Source organism: Pseudomonas fluorescens (assembly GCF_902497775.2).
GTDB classification, from domain to species: domain Bacteria; phylum Pseudomonadota; class Gammaproteobacteria; order Pseudomonadales; family Pseudomonadaceae; genus Aquipseudomonas; species Aquipseudomonas putida_F.
Genome location: NZ_OZ024668.1, coordinates 404370 through 426510, shown reverse-complemented (window position 1 = coordinate 426510; position 22141 = coordinate 404370). Strand labels below are relative to the sequence as shown.

General features: G+C 62.5%; 19 protein-coding genes. 13 read left to right on the top strand and 6 right to left on the bottom strand.

From position 1 onward, the window contains the following. Window positions 1–142: 142 nt before the first annotated feature. From F8N82_RS02095 to F8N82_RS02075, 5 genes are all read left to right on the top strand, one after another. Window positions 143–799, top strand: coding sequence for an alpha/beta hydrolase (locus tag F8N82_RS02095; protein ID WP_038998831.1), 657 nt, complete (start codon window positions 143–145; stop codon window positions 797–799). A 102-nt stretch (window positions 800–901) separates the two neighbouring features. After that, window positions 902–2341 (top strand): ATP-dependent RNA helicase RhlB, encoded by a 1440-nt coding sequence (gene rhlB / locus F8N82_RS02090; protein WP_038999722.1) that lies wholly within the window; start codon window positions 902–904, stop codon window positions 2339–2341. 145 nt (window positions 2342–2486) lie between these two features. Beyond that, the gene (locus F8N82_RS02085) at window positions 2487–3437 is read left to right on the top strand and encodes an ornithine cyclodeaminase family protein (RefSeq protein WP_038998830.1); all 951 of its coding nucleotides are present in this window, start codon (window positions 2487–2489) and stop codon (window positions 3435–3437) included. A 10-nt stretch (window positions 3438–3447) separates the two neighbouring features. Further along, the gene (locus F8N82_RS02080; RefSeq protein WP_038998829.1) at window positions 3448–4578 is read left to right on the top strand and encodes an NAD(P)/FAD-dependent oxidoreductase; all 1131 of its coding nucleotides are present in this window, start codon (window positions 3448–3450) and stop codon (window positions 4576–4578) included. Between the two features lie 74 nt (window positions 4579–4652). After that, on the top strand, window positions 4653–5279 hold the full coding sequence (locus tag F8N82_RS02075) for a helix-turn-helix transcriptional regulator (protein ID WP_038998828.1): 627 nt from the start codon (window positions 4653–4655) through the stop codon (window positions 5277–5279). Window positions 5280–5308: 29 nt separating this feature from the next. Here the strand turns inward: F8N82_RS02075 and F8N82_RS02070 are convergent, their stop codons facing one another. The 6 genes from F8N82_RS02070 to F8N82_RS02045 form a co-directional block, all read right to left on the bottom strand. Next, complete coding sequence (locus F8N82_RS02070; protein ID WP_038998827.1) at window positions 5309–6085, bottom strand: ABC transporter substrate-binding protein; 777 nt, start codon at window positions 6083–6085, stop codon at window positions 5309–5311. 217 nt (window positions 6086–6302) lie between these two features. Then, entirely contained in the window at window positions 6303–6749 is a 447-nt protein-coding gene (gene moaE / locus F8N82_RS02065; protein WP_038998826.1) for a molybdopterin synthase catalytic subunit MoaE, read from the bottom strand. A gap of 2 nt (window positions 6750–6751) precedes the next feature. After that, window positions 6752–6997 (bottom strand): molybdopterin converting factor subunit 1, encoded by a 246-nt coding sequence (gene moaD, locus F8N82_RS02060; RefSeq protein ID WP_038998825.1) that lies wholly within the window; start codon window positions 6995–6997, stop codon window positions 6752–6754. After that, on the bottom strand, window positions 6994–7470 hold the full coding sequence (moaC, locus tag F8N82_RS02055) for a cyclic pyranopterin monophosphate synthase MoaC (RefSeq protein ID WP_010220726.1): 477 nt from the start codon (window positions 7468–7470) through the stop codon (window positions 6994–6996). The genes moaD and moaC overlap by 4 nt, the downstream gene beginning before the upstream one ends. Before the next feature lie 94 nt (window positions 7471–7564). After that, window positions 7565–8959 (bottom strand): PhoH family protein, encoded by a 1395-nt coding sequence (locus tag F8N82_RS02050; protein WP_038998824.1) that lies wholly within the window; start codon window positions 8957–8959, stop codon window positions 7565–7567. Window positions 8960–9299: 340 nt separating this feature from the next. Further along, window positions 9300–10427, bottom strand: coding sequence for a polysaccharide deacetylase family protein (locus F8N82_RS02045; protein ID WP_038998823.1), 1128 nt, complete (start codon window positions 10425–10427; stop codon window positions 9300–9302). 134 nt (window positions 10428–10561) lie between these two features. On the opposite strand from F8N82_RS02045, the gene yaaA reads away from it, so the two are divergent. The 8 genes from yaaA to F8N82_RS02005 all read left to right on the top strand — a co-directional run bounded on the left by yaaA (window position 10562) and on the right by F8N82_RS02005 (window position 22140). Next, window positions 10562–11341: a peroxide stress protein YaaA gene (gene yaaA, locus F8N82_RS02040; RefSeq protein WP_038998822.1), complete on the top strand. Its 780-nt coding sequence runs from the start codon at window positions 10562–10564 to the stop codon at window positions 11339–11341. Between the two features lie 781 nt (window positions 11342–12122). Beyond that, the gene (locus tag F8N82_RS02035) at window positions 12123–13439 is read left to right on the top strand and encodes a nucleotide sugar dehydrogenase (RefSeq protein WP_038998821.1); all 1317 of its coding nucleotides are present in this window, start codon (window positions 12123–12125) and stop codon (window positions 13437–13439) included. A gap of 63 nt (window positions 13440–13502) precedes the next feature. Further along, window positions 13503–14993 (top strand): mannuronan synthase, encoded by a 1491-nt coding sequence (gene alg8 / locus F8N82_RS02030; protein ID WP_176470433.1) that lies wholly within the window; start codon window positions 13503–13505, stop codon window positions 14991–14993. Between the two features lie 37 nt (window positions 14994–15030). Beyond that, window positions 15031–16197 carry an alginate biosynthesis protein Alg44 gene (locus tag F8N82_RS02025; RefSeq protein WP_038998819.1) on the top strand — a complete coding sequence of 389 codons (1167 nt, stop codon included), beginning with the start codon at window positions 15031–15033 and terminating at the stop codon, window positions 16195–16197. Between the two features lie 12 nt (window positions 16198–16209). Continuing rightward, window positions 16210–17613 (top strand): alginate biosynthesis TPR repeat lipoprotein AlgK, encoded by a 1404-nt coding sequence (gene algK, locus F8N82_RS02020; RefSeq protein WP_038998818.1) that lies wholly within the window; start codon window positions 16210–16212, stop codon window positions 17611–17613. Further along, window positions 17610–19091 (top strand): alginate export family protein, encoded by a 1482-nt coding sequence (locus tag F8N82_RS02015; protein WP_038998816.1) that lies wholly within the window; start codon window positions 17610–17612, stop codon window positions 19089–19091. The genes algK and F8N82_RS02015 overlap by 4 nt, the downstream gene beginning before the upstream one ends. Before the next feature lie 18 nt (window positions 19092–19109). Continuing rightward, window positions 19110–20675 (top strand): mannuronan 5-epimerase AlgG, encoded by a 1566-nt coding sequence (algG, locus tag F8N82_RS02010; RefSeq protein WP_038998815.1) that lies wholly within the window; start codon window positions 19110–19112, stop codon window positions 20673–20675. Window positions 20676–20688: 13 nt separating this feature from the next. Beyond that, a complete protein-coding gene (locus tag F8N82_RS02005; RefSeq protein WP_038998814.1) occupies window positions 20689–22140 on the top strand; it encodes an alginate O-acetyltransferase in 1452 nt (483 codons plus the stop codon). The last annotated feature ends 1 nt before the right edge of the window (window position 22141 follow it).

Here is a 22141-nt window from a genome sequence, read left to right as displayed (position 1 = left end):
GTACCACACTGAAGGGCTAAAGCGTTTCAGTTCACGTCAAGAGGGAAACTTGCAGCGTTGCGACAGGTTTTTCCCGGATTTACCCGACGCGCCTTCATTTCATGCACGCAAACAAGAGCGCGCGCACACTTTCGGAGCAGTCATGACCCACCCGCTGATTCTCGAACCACAAAAAACCGTTGATGCCTGTGTGATCTGGTTGCACGGCCTTGGGGCCGACCGTTACGACTTCATGCCGGTCGCCGAAGCCCTGCAGGAAGTGCTGCTGACCACCCGCTTTGTCATGCCCCAGGCGCCCACCCGGCCGGTGACCATCAACGGCGGCTATGCAATGCCCAGCTGGTACGACATCAAGGCCATGAGCCCGGCGCGGGCCATTAATGAAGAGCAGCTGCAGGAATCGGCCGAGCAGGTGATCGAACTGATCAAGGCCGAACAGGCAAAAGGCGTGGCCCTGTCGCGCATCATCCTCGCCGGCTTCTCCCAGGGCGGCGCGGTGGTACTGCACACGGCCTATATAAAGTGGCAAGAAGCCCTGGGCGGTGTACTGGCGCTTTCGACCTATGCCCCGACCTTCGCCCAGGAACGCGAACTGAGCGCCTGCCAGCAACGGACCCCGGCCCTGTGCCTGCACGGTGTACACGACCCGGTAGTGCTACCGGCCATGGGGCGCAGCGCCTACGAACACCTGAAGAACTGGGGCGTCAGCGCCAAGTGGGCCGAATACCCGATGGAGCACGAAGTGCTGCAGGAAGAAATTCGCGATATCGCCGTCTGGCTGGCCGAGCGCCTGCGCTAAAAGAAGCGTTCCCTGTAGTTGTCAGTGCAATCCACTACGCCGCGCCCGATTCTTGCATTACACTGCCCGGCGTACATTCCTTAACCAATTGATGAGATGACCGTGCTCAAAGCACTCAAGAAGATGTTCGGCAAGAGCGAGGTTGAGCAACTCGCCACCGAAACCGCTGCCCCCGTGAAGCAGCCGCCCGCAGCACCCCAGGCCCCTGCCCCGTCGGCTCCGCTCAAGACCGAGGCCGCAGCCCCTGCACCAGCCCCGGTCCGCGCCGAGAAACCGGCCGAGGCCAAGCCGCGCCGTGAGCGCAAGCCAAAACCTGCAGCTTCTACCTGGAAGCTGGAAGACTTCGCCGTCGAGCCCCAGGAAGGCAAGACCCGTTTCCATGACTTCAAGCTCTCGCCCGAGCTGATGCATGCGATCCACGACCTTGGCTTCCCATACTGCACGCCGATCCAGGCTCAGGTCCTGGGCTACACCCTGCGTGGCAAAGACGCCATCGGCCGGGCCCAGACCGGTACCGGCAAGACCGCGGCCTTCCTGATTTCGATCATCACCCAGTTGCAGCAGACCCCGCCGCCGAAAGAGCGCTACATGGGCGAGCCACGGGCGCTGATCATCGCCCCGACCCGCGAGCTGGTGGTGCAGATCGCCAAGGATGCCGCGGCGCTGACCAAATACACCGGCCTGAACGTCATGACCTTCGTCGGCGGCATGGACTTCGACAAGCAGCTCAAGGCCCTCGAAGCCCGCCACTGCGACATCCTGGTGGCTACCCCGGGCCGCTTGCTGGACTTCAACCAGCGCGGCGAAGCACACCTGGACATGGTCGAGGTACTGGTGCTGGACGAAGCCGACCGCATGCTCGACATGGGCTTCATCCCCCAGGTCCGGCAGATCATCCGCCAGACGCCACCCAAGAGCGAACGCCAGACCCTGCTGTTCTCGGCCACCTTCACCGAAGACGTGATGAACCTGGCCAAGCAGTGGACCACCGATCCTGCCATCGTCGAGATCGAGCCGGAGAACGTCGCCAGCGAAACCGTCGAGCAGCACGTCTATGCCGTGGCCGGCAGCGACAAGTACAAGCTGCTGTACAACCTGGTGACGGAGAACAAGTGGGAACGGGTGATGGTCTTCGCCAACCGCAAGGATGAAGTGCGGCGCATCGAAGAACGCCTGGTGCGCGACGGCGTCAACGCCGCCCAGCTGTCGGGCGACGTGCCGCAGCACAAGCGGATCAAGACCCTCGAAAGCTTCCGTGAAGGACGCATCACCGTGCTGGTCGCCACCGACGTGGCTGGCCGCGGTATCCACATCGACGGCATCAGCCACGTGATCAACTTCACCCTGCCGGAAGACCCGGACGACTACGTGCACCGCATCGGCCGTACCGGTCGTGCCGGCACCAGCGGCGTGTCGATCAGCTTTGCCGGTGAGGATGACTCGTACCAGTTGCCAGCCATCGAAGAGCTGCTGGGACGCAAGATCAGCTGCGAGATGCCGCCGACCGAGCTGCTCAAACCGGTACCGCGCAAGCATCACTGATTGCGTTGAACCTATCGCGGGGCAAGCCCGCTCCTACACAACCCTGTAGGAGCGGGCTTGCCCCGCGATGCTTTTTACACCTACCCATATTGCCCAAATAAACTAAAAGTCCATAATAGACAAAATAGTTCATTTGGAGCTTCGCATGTCTGCGCCTCTCGTCATCGATCAACAGCACGCTCGCCAACTGCTCGCCCAGGTGGATGTCCCGCAGATCCTGCGCAACCTGTTCCGTGACCTGGCGGCCGGGCAAGCGGTGCAACCGCCCCAGCAACTGGTGGAGTTCCCCGCAGGCAAAGGCGACTTCATCAACTACGGTGGCGTACTGGCCGAACAGCGTGTGTACGGGGTCAAGACCTCGCCCTACATCGTCCGCGAGCAAGGCCCGCTGGTCACTGCCTGGACCCTGCTGATGTCCATGGACAGCGGCCACCCCCTGCTGCTTTGCGATGCCGGCGAGCTGACCACCGCGCGCACCGCCGCCACCACCGCCGTGGCCGTCGACGCCCTGGCAGCCACCGACGCCCGGTGCCTGACCCTGATCGGCAGCGGCCCGATTGCCCGCGCCCACCTGCACTACGCCCGCAACCTGCGCCAATGGCAGGACATCCGCCTGTATTCGCCAAGCCTGAGCGAGCAATCCGCCGGGCAGCGCCAAGCCCTGACCGATCTCGATCCGCGCCTGGTGCTCAGCGAGAGCCTGGAGCAGGCAGTGCTGGATGCCGACGTGATTCTGCTGTGCACCTCCTCGGCCGGCCCGGTGCTCGACCCGCGCCAGTTGAGCAAACCTGCGCTGATTACCTCGATCAGCACCAATGCAGTCCGTGCCCATGAAGTGCCGCCAGCGACCCTGAGCGAGATGGACGTGTACTGCGACTACCGGGTAACCACCCCGGGCAGCGCTGGCGAGATGCGCATCGCCGCCGAGCAACATGGCTGGCAACCTGAAGCTATCGTCGGCGATCTGGCGCAATTGATCAGTGGCGCGGTGCAAAAGCCGAACTACCAGCGCCATGCGTTCTTCCGCTCCATCGGCCTGGGCCTGGAAGACATCGCCCTGGCCAATGCCCTGTACCGCCTGCAACGCGCCGACTGAGGAAACCTCCATGCAACACGCTGATTTCATCATCATCGGCGCCGGTATTGCCGGTGCCTCCACCGGTTTCTGGCTGGCCGGCCACGGGCGGGTGCTGCTGCTTGAGCGCGAGTCGCAGCCGGGTTACCACTCCACCGGCCGCTCGGCCGCGCTGTACACCGCAGCCTATGGCACACCGCAGGTCCGCGCGCTGACCCTGGCCAGCCGCGAGTTTTTCGACCATCCGCCTGCGGGCTTCGCCGAGCACCCGTTGCTCAGCCCTCGCGGGGAAATGACCGTCGACCTCAACGGCGACCCTGAAGAGCTGCAGCGCCAGTACCAGAACGCCAAGGCCTGCGTGCCTGAAGTCGAGCTGCTCAGCGCCGAGCAGGCCTGCGCGCGCCTGCCAGTGCTGCGCCGCGACAAGGTGCATGGGGCCCTGTACGACCCGAGTGCCAGCGACATCGACACCGACGCCCTGCACCAGGGCTACCTGCGCGGCATTCGTCGCCAGCAGGGTGAAGTGCACAGCGACTGCGAAGTGCAGCACCTGAGCCGCGACGCCGACGGCCTCTGGCAGGTGCAGACCAGCCGGGGCACGTTCAGCGCCCCGGTACTGATCAACGCGGCCGGTGCCTGGGCCGACAAGATCGGCGAACTGGCTGGCGCCCAGCCACTGGGCCTGCAGCCAAAACGTCGCGCCGCGTTCATCTTCGCCGGCCCCGAAGGCATCGACAGCCATGCCTGGCCAATGCTGGTGAGCCTCGATGAGTCGTTCTACATGAAACCCGACGCCGGCATGCTGCTCGGTTCACCGGCCAATGCCGACCCGGTCGAGCCTCATGACGTGCAGGCCGAAGAGCTGGACATCGCCATGGGCATCTACCAGATCGAAGAAGCCACCACCCTGAGCATTCGTCGCCCGACCCGCACTTGGGCCGGGTTGCGCAGCTTCGTTGCCGACGGCGACCTGGTAGCCGGATTCGATCCGCAGGTTCCCGGCCTGTTCTGGGTCGCCGCGCAAGGTGGCTATGGTATCCAGACCTCGCCGGCCATGGGCCAGGCCAGCGCGGCCCTGGTGCGCGGCGAAGACCTGCCCGACCCCCTCAAGGGCTTTGGCCTGAACGCCGCGATGCTGTCGCCGCGCCGCCTGCAAGGGTGACGCCCGGCCGCGATTGCGGCACACTCCCAGCGCCCTTTCGCCAAGGGCGCTGACACCGCCTGGAGCCTGCCCGAATGCCCACACCCCGCCCCGATCCAGCCCTGCACAACTACCGGGCCATCGCCGACGCCATCGCCACCCTGTTCTTCCCCCACGCCGAAGTGGTGCTGCACGATTTGCGCAGCCAGAAGATCGACTACATCGCCAACAACCTGTCCAAGCGCGAGGTTGGCGATGATGCGGCCCTGGAGGACATGTTCGAGGAAGGCACCGACGAGACCAACATCGGCCCGTACGAAAAGCTCAACTGGGACGGTCAGAAGATCCGCTCGCTGAGCACCGTGCTGCGCGACCCGGCCGGCAAGCCGCTGGCGGTGCTGTGCATCAACCTGAACATTTCCCTGTTCGAGAACGCCAAGGCGGCGCTCGACCTGTTCCTTTCGCCGAGCAAGCTGATCCCGCAGCCCGATGCACTGTTTCGCGATGACTGGCAGGAGCGCATCAACACCTTCCTCAACAGCTGGCTGCGCCAGCGGCAACTGAGCCTCAACCTGCTCAGCCGCGACCACAAGCGCGAGCTGGTGCTGGCCCTGCATGCCGAAGGCGCGTTCAAGGGCAAGAGTGCGGCCAACTATGTGGCCAATGTGCTGGGGATGGGACGGGCGACGGTGTACAAGCACCTGAAGGAACTCAAGGCCTGATCAGCGCCAGGCCTTGAGTACAACGGCGATCAGTCGCCGTAGATATCGGATTTGAAGTACCTGGCCTGGATCTTCTGGTATTCGCCGTTGGCACGGATATCGTCGATGGCCTGGTTGAGCCTGCTGACCAGCTCGCCGTTGCCCTTGCGCACGGCAATCCCGGCGCCTTCACCGACGTATTTCGGATCTTTCAGCTCTGGGCCGGTAAAGGCGTAGTCCGCACCACGTGGCATGGACAGGAAGTCTTCCAGCGGGATGGTGTCGGCAAAAATCGCATCGACCCGACCGGATGCCAGGTCCATGTAGATTTCTTCGTTGTTGCCGTAGCGCTTGACCTTGATGCCCTTGGGTTCGAACACTTCGCTGGCGTAACGATCAGTGGTGGTCGCGCGCTGCACGCCAACCGTCTTGCCCTTGAGGCTCGCGTACTGGTCATCGACCACCGCGCCTTTCTTCATCACCAGCCGCGATGAAGTGAAATAGTACTTGTGGGTGAAGTCCACGGATTTCTTGCGTTCTTCGCTGATGGTCATCGACGACAGGGCGGCGTCGATTTTCTTCACTTTCAGCGAAGGGATCAGACCGTCGAACTCGACCTCTTTCCACTCACACTTGACCTGCATCTGGGCACACAGGGCATTGCCGATGTCGTAGTCGAAACCGACGATCTGGCCCTTGTCATTCTTCGAGGCAAAGGGTGGGTAGGCGGCTTCGATGCCGATACGCAGGGTATCCCCAGCGGCGAACAGACTGCTGCTGGCCATCAGGCTCAGGGCCAGACCGCTGATCAGGGTGAACTTGTTCATGACGGGTCTCTCTCGCTCGTTGTTGGAGGTGTGTTGCAAGACAGAGGAATAGGGGCAGGCAAGGGTCGGCCTGGAATTATTTTGTACTTATAATTCCATACTGGACTTTTTTGTATAAAAACTCAATAAGCAGAAGCATCACGGGTCAAGTCGGATCGCCGCACCGCCGCTCCCACAATGAGCCTCCTGTAGGAGCGGGCTTGCCCCGCGATCAGGGTTACCAGCGCCCTGCAGCCTCTTCATCACTCTGCTTGCCTTCAACCCAGCGCGGGCCGACCCCGGTCTGTTCCTTCTTCCAGAACGGCGCGCGGGTCTTGAGGTAGTCCATGATGAAGTTGCAGGCGTCGAACGCGGCCTGGCGATGGGCACTGGCAACACCGACAAAAACGATCGGCTCACCCGGTTCAAGGCCGCCGATGCGGTGCAGCACCTCGACCTTGAGCAGTGGCCAGCGCGCCTCGGCTTCAACCACGATCTTGGCCAGGGCCTTTTCGGTCATGCCCGGGTAGTGTTCGAGGAACATCCCCGCCACTTCCTGGCCATCATTGAAGTCGCGCACATAGCCAACAAAGCCGACCACCGCACCAACGCCGACATTCGCCGCGTGCATGGCATTGACTTCGACACCCGGATCAAAGGGTTCGCTCTGGACTCGAACGCTCATGCTCAGCCTCCGGTCACGGGCGGGAAGAACGCCACTTCGTCACCGTCTTCGAGCGGCTCATCCAGCTTGCACAGCTCTTCGTTACGCGCGCACATCAGGTTCTGTTCGCTCAGCACATCATGCTTGCCGCCCTTTGCGACCAGTGCCTTGCGTACGTCATCCAGGGTAGCGAACGAACCCTCGAGCTTCTCGGCATCAACACCCAGAGCTTCCCGATAACGGGCGAAATACATCACCTTAATGCTCATTTCACTTCATCCGCCTGGTAATGGCCGCTCTTGCCGCCCAGTTTCTCCAGCACGCGCACGCCGTCGATGATCATGCCGCGGTCGACCGCCTTGCACATGTCGTAGATGGTCAGCGCCGCGACGCTGGCGGCGGTCAGGGCTTCCATTTCCACGCCGGTCTGCCCGGCCAGCTTGCAACGGGCGACGATGTAGACGGTGTCGTTGCCTTCAGCGCTGAGTTCGACCTTGACGCTGGTCAGCAGCAACGGGTGGCACAACGGGATCAGGTCGCTGGTTTTCTTTGCCGCCTGGATGCCAGCAATGCGCGCCACGGCAAACACGTCGCCCTTGGGGTGCTCGCCTTCGACGATCATCTGCAGGGTTTGCGGGAGCATGCGCACCCGCGCTTCGGCCACGGCTTCACGCGACGTCACGGCTTTATCGGTGACGTCGACCATGTTGGCGCGACCTTGGGAATCGAGATGAGTGAGCACAGCTTTCCTCCTGTTCAGGAGCAAAGAGTGTAAACCCTGGGGTCAGGTCTTCGAAGCGAAAAAAACCGGGCGGCATGACCGCCCGGTGCCTGGGTTACAGATGCGATTCGGCGTATTCGGCCAGGATCGAGCGCGGCACGCCCTGCAGGGTGATGTGTACGCCGTTGGGGAAGTCCTTGAAGCGCTCGGTCAGGTAGGTCAGGCCCGAGCTGGTGGCGGACAGGTAAGGGGTGTCGATCTGCGCCAGGTTACCCAGGCAGATCACCTTGGAACCGGTACCGGCACGGGTGATGATGGTTTTCATCTGGTGCGGGGTTAGGTTCTGGCATTCGTCGATCAGGATCAGGCTTTGCTGGAAGCTGCGACCGCGAATGTAGTTCAGCGACTTGAACTGCAGCGGCACCCGCTCAAGGATGTACTCGACACTGCCATGAGTGTTTTCATCATCCATGTGCAGGGCTTCGAGGTTGTCGGTGATTGCCCCGAGCCAGGGCTCCATTTTTTCTGCTTCAGTGCCCGGCAGGAAACCGATCTCCTGGTCCAGCCCCTGCACGCTGCGGGTGGCGATGATGCGCCGGTAGCGCTTGCTGACCATGGTCTGCTCGATGGCGGCAGCCAGGGCCAGGATGGTCTTGCCGGAGCCGGCAGCGCCGGTCAGGTTGACCAGGTGGATATCCGGGTCGAGCAAGGCGAACAGCGCCAGGCTCTGGTGAATGTCGCGAGGCTTGAGGCCCCAGGCCTCCTGGTGCAGCAGCGGCTCCTGGTGCAGGTCGAGCAGCACCAGCTCGCCGTCCTTGATGCCTTTGATCCAGCCAACGAAGCCCTGTTCGTCGATGATGAACTCGTTGATGTGCACGGCCGGCAGGTTGTCGATCATCTGTACCCGGTGCCAGGTGCGGCCATGATCCTGACGGGTCTCGACCTTGCTGACGCGGTCCCAGAATGACCCGGTGACACTGTGATACCCCTTGGACAGCAAGGAAACGTCGTCGACCAGTTGGTCGGTGCTGTAGTCCTCGGCCGCGATCCCGCAGGCGCGGGCCTTGAGGCGCATGTTGATGTCTTTGGTCACCAGCACCACGTCCAGTTCCTGGCGCCGGCTGCGCAGCTCCAGCAACTGGTTGATGATGATGTTGTCGTTGAGGTTTTCCGGCAGCAGGCGGTTGGGCTCGTTGCGCGGGCTCATGAGAATCGACAGGAAGCCTTTGGGGCCGCTCTTGCCACGCTGGATCGGCACGCCCTGCTCGACATCAGTCGGCGAGGCATCACCCAGGGTCTGGTCGATCAGACGGATCGCCTGGCGACATTCGGCGGCAATCGTCTGTTTGCCCGTCTTGAGTTTGTCGAGCTCCTCCAGCACCGTCATCGGGATGGCGACGTGGTGCTCCTCGAAGTTGAGCAAGGCGTTTGGATCGTGAATCAGTACATTGGTATCGAGCACATAAAGGATTGGCTGGTTGGAGGAATTGGTGCGTCCTTGATCATCCATACTCGGTCACCTTTGTGGAAGCCAGACGACGCAATACCTGTGCGGTGCTGCGCCGCGAAGTGGCCGCCGGTTCTCCCCAGGCCCGCGTCGTTACGGGTAGGGAGCTGCGAACAAAGAATGGGCCGTAGGACGCCACCTGTGCTGCAGGGTTCGGCGGTCTGTCTTCGTAATACCGCAAAACCCATGACCGAAAAAAGCATTTTTACGTATTTTTGAAGTTTATTTTTCGATCGGCCAATTAGCCCTTGGCGCAGGGGCAAAGCACCGCTACAGTCATAAATCCAGTCATGTGAAATGCGTGCGACGTTTTATTCCCGCTCTTCCACCGCCCCTGACCTTTTCACAGCTTTTCGCCGAAATTCCTGCAATCTTCCCAGCCAATTCCACTTTGCGCCGTTTGCTTGAGCAACCAGGCTACCGCCTCCTGCGCCTTGGGCTGGGCGTCGTGAAACTGGATCAGCCCCTTGCGCCACAGCAGCATCAAGGTCAGCACGCGCTGGGCCGACTGCTCGCCGTTCAACGCGCCCTGATCCTGGGCATCGATATCCCACAACACCACCTGCAGATGCTGGCTGGTGAAGAATGCCTGGCTGTCGGCGCGGCGCTGGCCGTAAGGCGGCCGGAACAACGGCACATACTGCTCCGGCAAGTCGCCCTGCACCCGCGCCTGGCTGCGCAACACCGAGTCCTGCCAACCCTGCCATTGCCCATGAGAGCGGTACTGCCAGCCCTGCAAGCCCACGCACTGGCCCTTGTAGAGCGCACGCAGGTCAGCCAGCGAAGTCTTGTCGCGACGGTTCTGCAGGCTGTTGCCCAGCACAAAGAAGGTCGCGCCGAGCTGTTGCCGACGTAGAAACTCGGTCAGGCCATCGGTACTGCCACCGGTCAATGAAGGACCGCCGTCGAAGGTCAGCATGAACAGCCGGTCGTTGAGTTCGTCGCCCTTGCGCTCAAGGTCCGAGAAGCGCTCGATTTCGCTTGAGGTCTGCGGGAACAGTGCGGCCTTGCGCAGTAACTCATCCAGGTAACGCTCATGGAAAGCCCGGCTCGGCTCGACCCAGCCGGCGTAGAACGAGTCGGCGGCGACTTTGAAGGTCGCCGTCTGCTTGCGAAAATCAGCCAGATCGTCAATGGCATAGCAGAACGAGGCGTCCTGCTCGCAGCTCTTCTGCGCCAGGTCGTAGTTGCGCCATAAACGCTGCCACAGGCGTTGGCGCACGATGTTCACCGACAGCAGGTTGACTTGGCGCAGGTTCAGCCGCGCCGCCAGGGCGCCCTGCTCGAGCATTTCGCTTTCGCCCAGCACCCGGGCAAAACCGAGGATTTCAGCGCGCGAGGCGACATCGAACAGCGCCGGGCTGTCGATCTGCTCCGGCCAGTGACTGCGGTCGAAGCTAGCGACCGGGGCTGGCGCGGCCTGGGCTGTGAAGCTGAACAGGCCAACCAGTAAGAGAAGGGCAATACGCACGATCGGGCTCTCCGTTTTCCTCGCCGCGCACTATAGCGCCAAGTGTCGGGATGGTCTGTGGCTATTGCCTTGATAGCTGGAGATCGCCGCCCCCGCCCCGTAGAATCGACGCCACGAATAAAGGAGCCGACCTGATGCTGACGGTGATTTCCCCCGCCAAGACCCTCGACTACGACACCCCGCCGGTGACCCCGCGCTACACCCAGCCACAGTACCTGGACGATTCCCAGGAACTGATCGTGCAACTGCGCGAGCTGTCGCCGGCGCAGATCAGCGAGCTGATGCACCTCTCCGACAAGCTCGCCGGGCTTAACGCCGCACGCTTCGGCAGCTGGACCCCGGCCTTCACTCCGGACAACGCCAAGCAGGCACTGCTGGCGTTCAAGGGCGACGTCTACACCGGGCTCGATGCGCAATCCCTCAGCGAAGACGATTTCAGCTACGCCCAGGACCACCTGCGCATGCTCTCCGGCCTGTACGGCCTGTTGCGCCCGCTGGACCTGATGCAGCCCTACCGCCTGGAGATGGGCACCAAGCTGGCCAACGCCCGTGGCAAGGACCTGTATGCCTTCTGGGGCACGCGCATCAGCGAGTGGCTGAACCAGGCCCTGGCCGAGCAAGGCGACGACCTGCTGCTGAACCTAGCCAGCAACGAGTACTTCAGCGCGGTCAAGCGCAATGCCCTCAAGGCGCGGGTGATCAACACCGAGTTCCGCGACTTCAAGAACGGCCAGTACAAGATCATCAGCTTCTACGCCAAAAAGGCCCGCGGCATGATGAGCCGCTTCGTGATCCAGGAACGCATCAACGATCCCGAGCAGCTCAAGCAGTTCGATGTGCAGGGCTATTACTACAGTGCCGAGCTGTCGAAGGCCGACAACCTGGTGTTCCTGCGCGATCACGCGGACGAGTAAAAGCTATCGCGGGGCAAGCCCGCTCCTACCCGTCGGTGTGGGAGCGGCGAGGCGGCGGCCCGACTTGTCCCGCGATAAATTCGCCACAATACTGACGCCAAAAAACCACCCCTCCAGCTTTATCGCAAAACGCCATAAGACCGTTCGTAATTTTTTGACGAATTTTGAAAAATATTTTCCGGTACTGGCACAAAAACATCCCCCCTCGAGTTCGTCCTTTATAGATAGGGACGAAACTGCCAAGTGCTATCAAAGTGAAAGTATGGCCATCAGATAAAATATTAAAAAATCTTTCACCGCCGCTGAACCGCCCCCGGAACTTATCCCCTCAGCCATCGCTCATACCACCCGTAACGATTCTCGAGCATTATGTGAGAGATGACCTACATCATTGACTGGAGCGCACAATCATTGTGCATCCAGAAAACTTTGACTTGAGTATCGGTCGCCCGACCTAGAGTTGAACCCAGGAGAAACGCGCCCCTACAAATCGTCCTTGTGGTTGATTTCAAAGGATTTTATTCACTTGAAAGAACAAGCACTGCAGTTCCGGGTAACCGATCTGCAATAAAGACGGCTACATAACAGGGCACGTCCATAATTATTGGCCTTTGGCTGCCAACTTTAAGTGCAGAAACTTTTGCACTTGATACTTATATGCCTGCACACGGTGAAGTGACATCTTTTTGCCACGCCCCCGTGTGCCCGATAACTGCTGGTTAATCAACCCGGTCTGGCTCTTGTTATTGAGCCGGCGTGATAAACACATGAGGTGAATGCGATGCGTATCAGCATCTTTGGTTTGGGTTATGTGGGTGCAGTCTGTGCTGGCTGCCTGTCGGCACGCGGCCATGAAGTAATTGGCGTCGATGTATCCACCACCAAGATCGACCTGATCAACCAAGGCAAATCGCCGATTGTCGAACCGGGCCTCGAAGCCCTGCTGCAACAGGGTATCGACAACGGCCGCCTGCGTGGCACCACCGATTTTGCCGCGGCGATTCGCGACAGCGACCTGTCGATGATCTGCGTCGGCACGCCAAGCAAGAAGAACGGTGACCTGGGCCTGGAGTACATCGAGTCGGTGTGCCGTGAAATCGGTTTCGTGCTGCGGGAAAAATCCAGCCGCCACACCATCGTGGTCCGCAGCACCGTGCTGCCGGGCACAGTGAAGAACGTGGTCATTCCGATCCTCGAAGACTGCTCGGGAAAAAAGGCCGGCGTCGACTTCGGCGTGGCGGTCAACCCGGAATTCCTGCGTGAAAGCACCGCGATCAAGGACTACGACCAACCGCCAATGACCGTCATCGGCGAACTGGACAAGACCAGCGGTGACCTTCTGCAGTCGCTGTACGAAGAACTCGACGCGCCGATCATCCGCAAGGACATCGAAGTGGCCGAGATGATCAAGTACACCTGCAACGTCTGGCACGCCACCAAGGTCACCTTCGCCAACGAGATCGGCAACATCGCCAAGGCGGTCGGCGTCGATGGTCGTGAGGTGATGGACGTGGTCTGTCAGGACAAGGCCCTGAACCTGTCGCAGTACTACATGCGTCCGGGCTTTGCCTTCGGCGGCTCGTGCCTGCCCAAGGACGTCCGCGCCCTGACCTACCGAGCCGGCAGCCTGGACGTCAAGGCACCGCTGCTCAACTCGCTGATGACCAGCAACGAGTCGCAGGTGCAGAACGCCTTCGACATCATCGAAAGCCACGACAAGCGCAAGGTCGCCCTGCTCGGCCTGAGCTTCAAGGCCGGTACCGACGACCTGCGCGAAAGCCCGCTGGTGGAGCTGGCCGAGCGCCTGATCGGCAAGGGCTACGAGCTGAACATCTACGACAGCAACGTCGAGTATGCGCGGGTCAACGGCGCCAACAAGGACTACATCGAGTCGAAGATCCCCCACGTGTCGTCGCTGCTCAATGCTGACTTCGAGCAGGTGATCAATCACGCCGACGTGATCGTCCTGGGCAACCGTGACGAGAAGTTCCGTGCCTTGGCCCAACAGGCCCCGGCCGGCAAACAGGTCATCGACCTGGTCGGTTTCATGAACAAACCATCCTGCCCGGCCAGCCGTACCGAAGGTATCTGCTGGTAACCCGCAGGTTGCGCGGGGCCGCCCGGCCCCGCGCGCCATCAACGCCCTTTCCATTCGATACGGATGCAGAACATGCAAAGGCTCAAGCACGGCCTGTTACAGGTCGCCGGTTGGCTGTTCTACGTGAGCCTGCTCATGTTGATCGCCCTGGCCTTGCCCAACTCCATTTTCGACCCCGACTCGAAGGACTTCATTTTCCTGGTCGGCGCCGTCGGTATCTGGCGCTATTCCATGGGTGCCACGCACTTTGTGCGCGGCATGCTGTTCCTCTACGTGGTCTACCCCTACCTGCGGCGCAAGGTGCGCAAGCTCGGTAGCGCGGCCGACCCGTCCCACGTGTACCTGATGGTCACCAGTTTTCGCATCGATGCCCTGACCACCGCACAAGTCTACAGCTCGGTGATCCGCGAGGCGATCGACTGCGGCTACCCGACCACTGTGGTCTGTTCGCTGGTGGAAATGTCCGACGAATTGTTAGTGAAAAGCCTGTGGGAAAAATACAACCCGCCGGAACGCGTGACTCTCGATTTCGTGCGCATCGCCGGTACCGGCAAGCGCGACGGCCTGGCCTATGGCTTCCGGGCAATCTCCCGCCACCTGCCGGATGAAAACGCCGTGGTCGCGGTGATCGATGGCGACACCGTGCTCGGCGAAGGCGTGGTCCGCAAGACCGTGCCCTGGTTCAAGCTGTTCGGCAATGTCGGCGGCCTGACCACCAACGAATTCTGTGAAGTGCGTGGCGGCTACATCATGAGCGAGTGGCACAAGCTGCGCTTCGCCCAACGCCACATCAACATGTGCTCGATGGCCCTGTCCAAGCGCGTGCTGACCATGACCGGGCGCATGTCGGTGTTCCGTGCCGCCGTGGTGACCAACCCCGAGTTCATCGCCGACGTCGAGAACGACTCGCTGCAGCACTGGCGCCTGGGCCGGTTCAAGTTCCTCACCGGCGACGACAAGTCGAGCTGGTTCAGCCTCATGCGCCTGGGCTACGACACCTTCTACGTGCCGGATGCGGCGATCAACACGGTCGAGCACCCGCCGGAAAAAAGCTTCATCAAGGCCAGCCGCAAACTGATGTACCGCTGGTATGGCAACAACCTGCGGCAGAACTCCCGCGCTCTGGGCCTGGGTATCCGCCGCCTGGGGCTGTTCACCAGCGTGGTGCTGTTCGACCAGCGCGTGTCGATGTGGACCAGCCTGCTGGGCCTGACCGTCGCAGTGATTGCCAGCCTCAAGTTCGGCCCGGCGTTCCTGCTGGTGTACCTGCTGTGGATCGGCATCACCCGGCTGATCCTGACCCTGATGCTGCTGTGCTCGGGCCACAACATCGGCCCGGCCTACCCGCTGATTCTTTATTACAACCAGATCGTCGGCGCGATCATGAAGATCTACGTGTTCTTCCGCCTCGACAAGCAGTCCTGGACCCGCCAGCCCACTGCCCTCAAACGCGATCTCGCCAGCTTTCAACAATGGTTCAACACCTGGTCCTCCCGGACCATGACCTTCTCGGCGGCTAGCATCTTCATTGCTGTGCTGTTCATGGTCGTGTGAGCCGGAACCCGATTGGATTAAACAGGAACAAATCGCCATGAATACCGCCGTGAACGTCAATGTCGTGCATGAGTCCGAAGCCCAGCGTCAGCACGCCCGGGTACGCATCCCGGCCAAGCTGCGCTACCTGGGGAGCAACCGCGAAACCCTGGAAGTGAAGGTCGATGACCTCTCCGCCGGCGGCCTGAGCTTCCATGCCAAGCACCCGTTGAAGGTTGGCGAAGTGCTGCGCGGGCGCTTGCAGTTCACCGTCGACAAGCTCGGCCTGGCCATGGATATCGAGTTCCAGGTGCGCTCTTTCGACCCCTCCAGCGGCCGCACCGGCGTGCAGTTCCAGAACCTCGAGCCGCGCGACATCGCCACCCTGCGCCACATCATCACCTCGCACCTGTCGGGTGAGCTGATCACCATCGGTGACGTACTCAGCACCTTGCAGCGCGACAACTTCACCAAGGCGCGCAAACAGAAAGACGCCAACGGCGGCATGAGCGCGTTCGGCCGCCTGCGGGCCGTGACTTTCAGCCTCGGCGTGTTCGTGGTCGGCGTGGCGGCGTTCGGTTTCATCGCCAAGTCGGTGTACGGCCTGTATTTCGTCAGCCATGCCCAGGCCGGGGTGGTCAGCGTGCCAACCAGCAACGTCACCATGCCGCGTGACGGCACCGTGCAGGGCCTGGTGGAAAGCGGCGGTCACGTCGTCAAGGGCGCGCCATTGGCCTCGTTCAGCACCAGCATGCTGGACATGCTCAAGGGCCATCTGGATGACCAGCAGCTCGAGCCGGCCAAGGTCGAGGAGTTGTTCGGCAAACAGATGAGCGGCACCCTGACCAGCCCCTGCGATTGCGTGGTCGCCCGCCAGCTGGTGGATAACGGCCAATATGCGAGCAAAGGCCAGGTGATCTTCCAGCTGGTACCGCGCACCACCATCCCCACCGTTGAAGCACGCTTCAGCTATCGCCAGTTCGACGACGTCACACCGGGCTCGCGCGTGCACTTCACCGTCGCCGGCGAAGACCAGACCCGCACCGGGCAGATCGTCAGCAGCACCAGCCTGAACAGCGAAGACCTGTCGTCGGACATCCGCGTACAGATCAAGCCAGACGAATCGCTGCCCAGCGAACTGGCCGGCCGCCCGGTGGCGGTCGACAGCAATCGTGGCCCGTCGCTGGACTGGCTGATCGATAAAGCCGTGGCCCGTGGGCTCTAAGAGGATCTGCCCATGAAAGCCTGCTCCTACAGTTTGTGCAGCCTGGCCCTGGCCATCAGCCTGACCGGTTGCGCCGGCCTGCCCGACCAGCGCCTGGCCAACGAAGCCCTCAAGCGCGGTGATACCGCCCTGGCCGAGCAGAACTACCGCCAGCTCGCCGACCTCGGTTACAGCGAAGCCCAGGTGGGCCTGGCCGATATCCAGGTGGAAACCCGCGACCCGGCCAAGCTCAAGGAAGCCGAAGCCACCTACCGCGCCGCCGCCGATATCTCGCCACGCGCCCAGGCCCGTCTCGGACGCTTGCTGGCGGCCAAGCCGGACGCCACCGAGGCCGAGCGCCAGGAAGCCGAAACCCTGCTCAAGAAAGCCTTCGCCAATGGCGAGGGCAATACCCTGATCCCGCTGGCGATGCTCTACCTGCAATACCCGCAGAGCTTCCCCGGCACCAACGCCCAGCAGCAAATCGATAAGTGGCGCGCCGCCGGCTACCCGGAAGCGGGCCTGGCGCAGATCCTCCTGTACCGCACCCAGGACAGCTACGACCAGCACCTGGACGACGTCGAGCGCATCTGCAAGGCCGCATTGACCAGCACCGACATCTGCTACGTGGAACTGGCCACCGTCTACCAGAAACGCACCCAGCCCGAGCAACAGGCGGCGCTGATCGAGCAAGTCAAAAGCGCCTACCAGCGTGGCGCGATCCCGGCCACCCGAGTCGACAGCGTCGCCCGTGTGCTGGCCGACCGCAGCCTCGGCCAGACCGACGAGAAAACCGCCCAGGCCTTGCTCGAGCAGGTGGCGCCAGTCAACCCCGGCTCCTGGGTAAGCCTGGCGCAATTGCTCTACGACTTCCCTGAGCTGGGCGACACCGACAAGCTGATGGAGTACATCGACAAGGGCCGTGCCGCCGAACAACCGCGTGCCGAGCTGCTGCTGGGCCGCCTGTACTACGAAGGCAAGACCGTGCCGGCCGATGCACAAAAGGCCGAAACCCACTTGCTCAGCGCCGCCAACGCCGGTGAAGTCAGCGCCCATTACTACCTGGGCCAGCTGTACCGGCGTGGCTACCTGGGCAGCGTCGACCCGCAAAAGGCCGTCGATCATCTGCTCAGCGCCGCCCGCGGTGGCCAGCTCAGCGCCGATTACGCCCTGGCCCAGTTGTTCAGCGAAGGCCACGGCATCCGCCAGGACCTGGTCAGCGCCTGGGTGTTCAGCCAACTGGCGCAAGCCAACCCCAGCGATCAGTCGCGCGAGCTGGCCGCCCAGCTCGACCAGCAACTCACTCCAGCGCAAAAGGCCCAGGCTCAGCGCCTGTTGCAACAAGAGCGCCAGGCCCGTGGCGCCATGGGCCCGGGCGCCAACGCCCTGGCCCTGCAGGCCCAAGCGCAACCCGAACAAGGCGAGGACTCCCTATGACACTCAATCCGTGGATGAAAGCAGGCGTAGGCCTGGGCTTCGCCCTGCTCTGGTCGTGCCCGACCCTGGCGGCGATGACCGCTGAAAAGAACTTCGGCCTGGACGTGAAGATCACCGGCCAGTCCGAAGACGACCGAGACCTGGGCACCCGCTCCGGCGGCGATGTCAACGGCCTGGGCCTGGACCTGCGCCCCTGGGTGTACGGCGAGCGCGGCAACTGGAGCGCCTTCGCCATGGGCCAGGCGGTCGCGGCCACCGACATCATCGAGACCGACACCCTGCGCCAGTCCGGCGATGAGACCGAGTCCGACAGCGGCCGCGCCAATGGCCGCGAAGCCGACAAGAGCTACCTGGCCATGCGCGAGTTCTGGGTCGGCTACAGCGGCCTGACCGCCTACCCCGGCGAGCAGCTGCGCTTCGGCCGCCAACGCCTGCGCAACGACGACGGCATGTGGCGCGACACCAATATCGAAGCGCTGAACTGGACCTTCGACACCACCCTGCTGCGCGCCAACCTGGGCGTGGCCGAGCGCTTCAGCGAGTACCGCACCGACCTCACCGAGCTGGCCCCGCAAGACAAGGATCGCCTGCACATCTACGGCGACGTCGCCACGCAGTGGACACCGGGCCACTGGGTCGGCCTGCGCGCCCACCACACCCACGACGACGGCAACCTGAAAAATCCTGGCGAAACCGTCGACGCCCTGGACAAGACCCGCACCGGCGACCTCACCTGGCTGGGCCTGGAAGCCAACAGCGATGCCTACAACTGGCGCAACCAGAACCGCGTCAACTACTGGGGCAGCATGACCTGGCTGACCGGCGATCGCGACAGCCTCAACACCACCACGGTCAACGGCGAGCAAGTGGCCAGCGGCAAGCACAGCGGCGACGTCAATGCCTGGGCCACCGACCTCGGTATCCGCCTGCGCCTTGATCCCAACTGGCAGGTCGGCGCCGCCTATGCCCGCGGCAGCGGCGGCGGTGGCAACGACGGTTCGGGCAACTACGAGCAGACCGGCCTTGAGAGCAACCGCTCGAACTTCACCGGCACCCGCTCACGCGTGCACCGTTTCGGCGAAGCCTTCCGCGGCGAGCTGGGCAACTTGCAGGCGGCGACCCTGTTCACCTCCTGGCAGTTGCGCGATGACTACGACGCCAGCCTGATCTACCACAAGTTCTGGCGTGTCGATGGCGACCAGAACATCGGCAGCAGCGGCATCAATGCCGTGGTCGAGGACAACGGCATCAACCGGCCGCTGATCCAGGGCGAGAAAGACCTCGGCCAGGAGATGGACCTGGTGGTCACCAAGTACTTCAAACAGGGCCTGTTGCCGGCCGCGCTGAGCCAGTCGATCGATGAGCCGTCGGCGCTGGTGCGCTTTCGTGGCGGCGTGTTCAAGCCCGGTGATGCCTACGGCAAGGAAGCGGACTCCTACATGCACCGCGCTTTCGTCGACGTGATCTGGCGCTTCTGACGCCTGGGGTGCAATGAAATGAGCCTTCCTCCGAACAAGCTCCATGCCCTGCTGGCCGGCACCCTGCTGCTGGCCAGCAGCATCGCCCTGGCCAACGGCCAGGTGCCGACGCCGGTGGCCAAAGAGCTGCAGCAGGCCAAGACCTACACGGTCAGCAGCGCGCCGATCGAGCCGCTGCAGATCCCGGCGCCAACCCTGCCGGACCTGACCGGCTACACCTACGATGCCGTACAGAAAAAGATCGAGCGCACGCACAAGGGCAAGGTCTCGGTGCGGCGCATGCTCCAGGAAAACAGCCTCAAGGAGTTCATCGGCGGCGACAACAAGATGGCCGAATGGGTGGCGCGCCAGCACGGCATCCCCCAGGCGATCTTCATCGACGACGGCCACGTGAACTTCACCGAGCTGAGCAAGCAAGTGCCCAGCCAGTACCTGCGCGAAACCGCACCGGGCGTGTACCTGGCGCGCCTGCCGATCGTGGTCGGGCAAAAAGGCGTGCTGGAGATCGACGGCAAGGTCAAGGAACTGCGCCTGTCCCAGGAAGGCGGCGCGTTCCTGGTCAATGACGGCAAGCTGTTCGTCAGCGACACTCAAGTAACCGGCTGGCGCGAGAAGGACAACGGCCCGGCGACCTTCCGCTCGCCCAAGGAATTCCGTCCGTTCCTGCTGTCCTGGGGCGGCACCGAGACCTACATCGTCAACAGCAAGATGGCCAGCTTCGGCTACGCCAAGAGTAAGTCCTATGGCGTGAGCATCTCCCAGTACACACCGAACATGGCCAAGCAGATGGGCCGCGCGGAACCGACCGGCTGGATCATCGGCTCCGAGTTCAGCGACATGTGGTACGGCTTCTACTGCTACGAAACCAGCGACTTCGTGGTCAAGGACAGCACCTACCGCGACAACATCGTCTATGGCATCGACCCCCACGACCGCTCGCACCGCCTGATCATCGCCGGCAACACCGTGTACGGGACCAAGAAGAAGCACGGCATCATCGTCTCGCGTGAGGTCAACGACAGCTGGATCATCAACAACAAGAGCTATGACAACAAGCTCTCGGGCGTGGTGATCGACCGTAACAGCGTCAACAACCTGATCGCCTACAACGAGATCTACCGCAACCACACCGACGGCATCACCCTGTACGAGAGCGGCGACAACCTGATCTGGGGCAACAAGCTGATCAGCAACCGCCGCCACGGCATTCGCGTGCGCAACAGCGTGAACATCCGCCTGTACGAGAACGTCGCCATGGCCAACGGCCTGGTCGGGGTCTACGGGCACATCAAGGATCTGTCCGAGACGGACCGCGACATCGCCCTCGACCCGTTCGACACCAAGGTCTCGCTGATTGTCGTTGGCGGTGAGCTGGCGGCCAACGGCAGCGGCCCGCTGTCAATCGACTCGCCGCTGAGCGTGGAGCTGTACCGGGTGTCCATGCTGGCCCCGAGCAAGGCCAGCGGCATCAGTTTCTCCGGGGTACTGGGTGAGCGTCAGGACGAGATTCTCAACCTGATGGTGCGCCAGGGCAAAGCCGTGCTGATCGATCCGGTCGAGCGCCAGACCGAAATGCTGGACTGAGGAAGCCAATCTTATGCAACCACAACTGACCAAGCTGCTGAGCCTTTCCGGCCTTGCCGCTGCCCTGCTGGCCATCAGCGCCGGCGCCTCGGCCGAGCAGACCCAGGCGCCGAACTTTACCGCCGAGCCGTGCTGCCAGCTGTGCCCGGAGGCCCACGACGCCAGCCGCTACACCACCCGCTACCAGCAGAACTTCACCACCCTGGTGCAAGCCCAGGGCGACTGGCTGTTCCGTACCCGCGAAGACCTGCGTACCGAGTTCACCACCACCCCGGCCGGCTACCGGCGCCTGCAGCAGTTGCACGATGCGTTCAAGGCCAAGGGCGTGGAGCTGGTGATCGTCTACCAGCCGACCCGCGGCCTGGTGAACCGCAACATGCTCAAGCCCGCCGACAAGGCCGCGTTCAACTACGCCAAGGCGTTGCAGAACTACCAGGGCATGCTCGGGCGCTTCAGCCAGATGGGCTACACCGTGCCCGACTTGTCGCCGCTGACCAACGAACAACTGGCGGCGGCCGACCAGGGCAAGGATTTCTACTTCCGTGGCGACCAGCACTGGACCCCGTACGGCGCCGAGCGGGCGGCAAAAATCGTCGCCGACAGCGTGCACAAGATGCCAGCCTTCGCCGACGTGCCCAAGCGTGAGTTCGAAAGCCACAAGTCCGGGCGCATGGGCAAGACCGGCACCCTGCACAACGTCGCCGGTCAGCTGTGCGGCACCAGCTACGCGGTGCAGTACATGGATCAGTTTGTCACCGAGCCCAAGGGCGAGAGCGGCAGCGACGACCTGTTCGGCGACTCCGGCAACCCGCAAATCACCCTGGTCGGCACCAGCCACAGCGGCAAGAACTACAACTTCTCGGGTTTCCTTGAGCAGTACATCGGCGCCGACGTGCTCAACGTCGCCTTCCCCGGTGGCGGCCTGGAAGGCTCGATGATCCAGTACCTGGGCAGCGAAGACTTCCAGAAGAACCCGCCGAAGATCCTCATCTGGGAATTCTCGCCGCTGTACCGCCTGGACCAGGAAACCATCTGGCGGCAGATGCTCGCCCTGATCGACAACGGCTGCGAAGGCAAGCCGGCGCAGATGAGCGCCAGCACCGCGCTCAAGCCGGGCAAGAACGAACTGATGGTCAACGGCCGTAACGGCGTGATCAAGGACCTGACCAACGGCCGTCATCAACTGGATATCCAGTTCGAGGACAAGTCGGTCAAGACCCTGCAAGCCACCCTCTGGTACATGAACGGCCGTCACGAAGACCTGAAGATCGAGAAGCCGGAAACCGCCGACACCGATGGCCGCTTTGCCTTCGAGCTGCGCGAGGATGAGGACTGGGCTGCCCAGACCTTGCTCGCCGTTGAAGTCCAGGGGCCGCAAAGCGGTAGCCAGAAAGTCGAAGCCAAACTCTGCAAACGCAACCAGATCCCCGGTACTGCGCGGCACACCGCGCAGGCCGGGTTGTGAG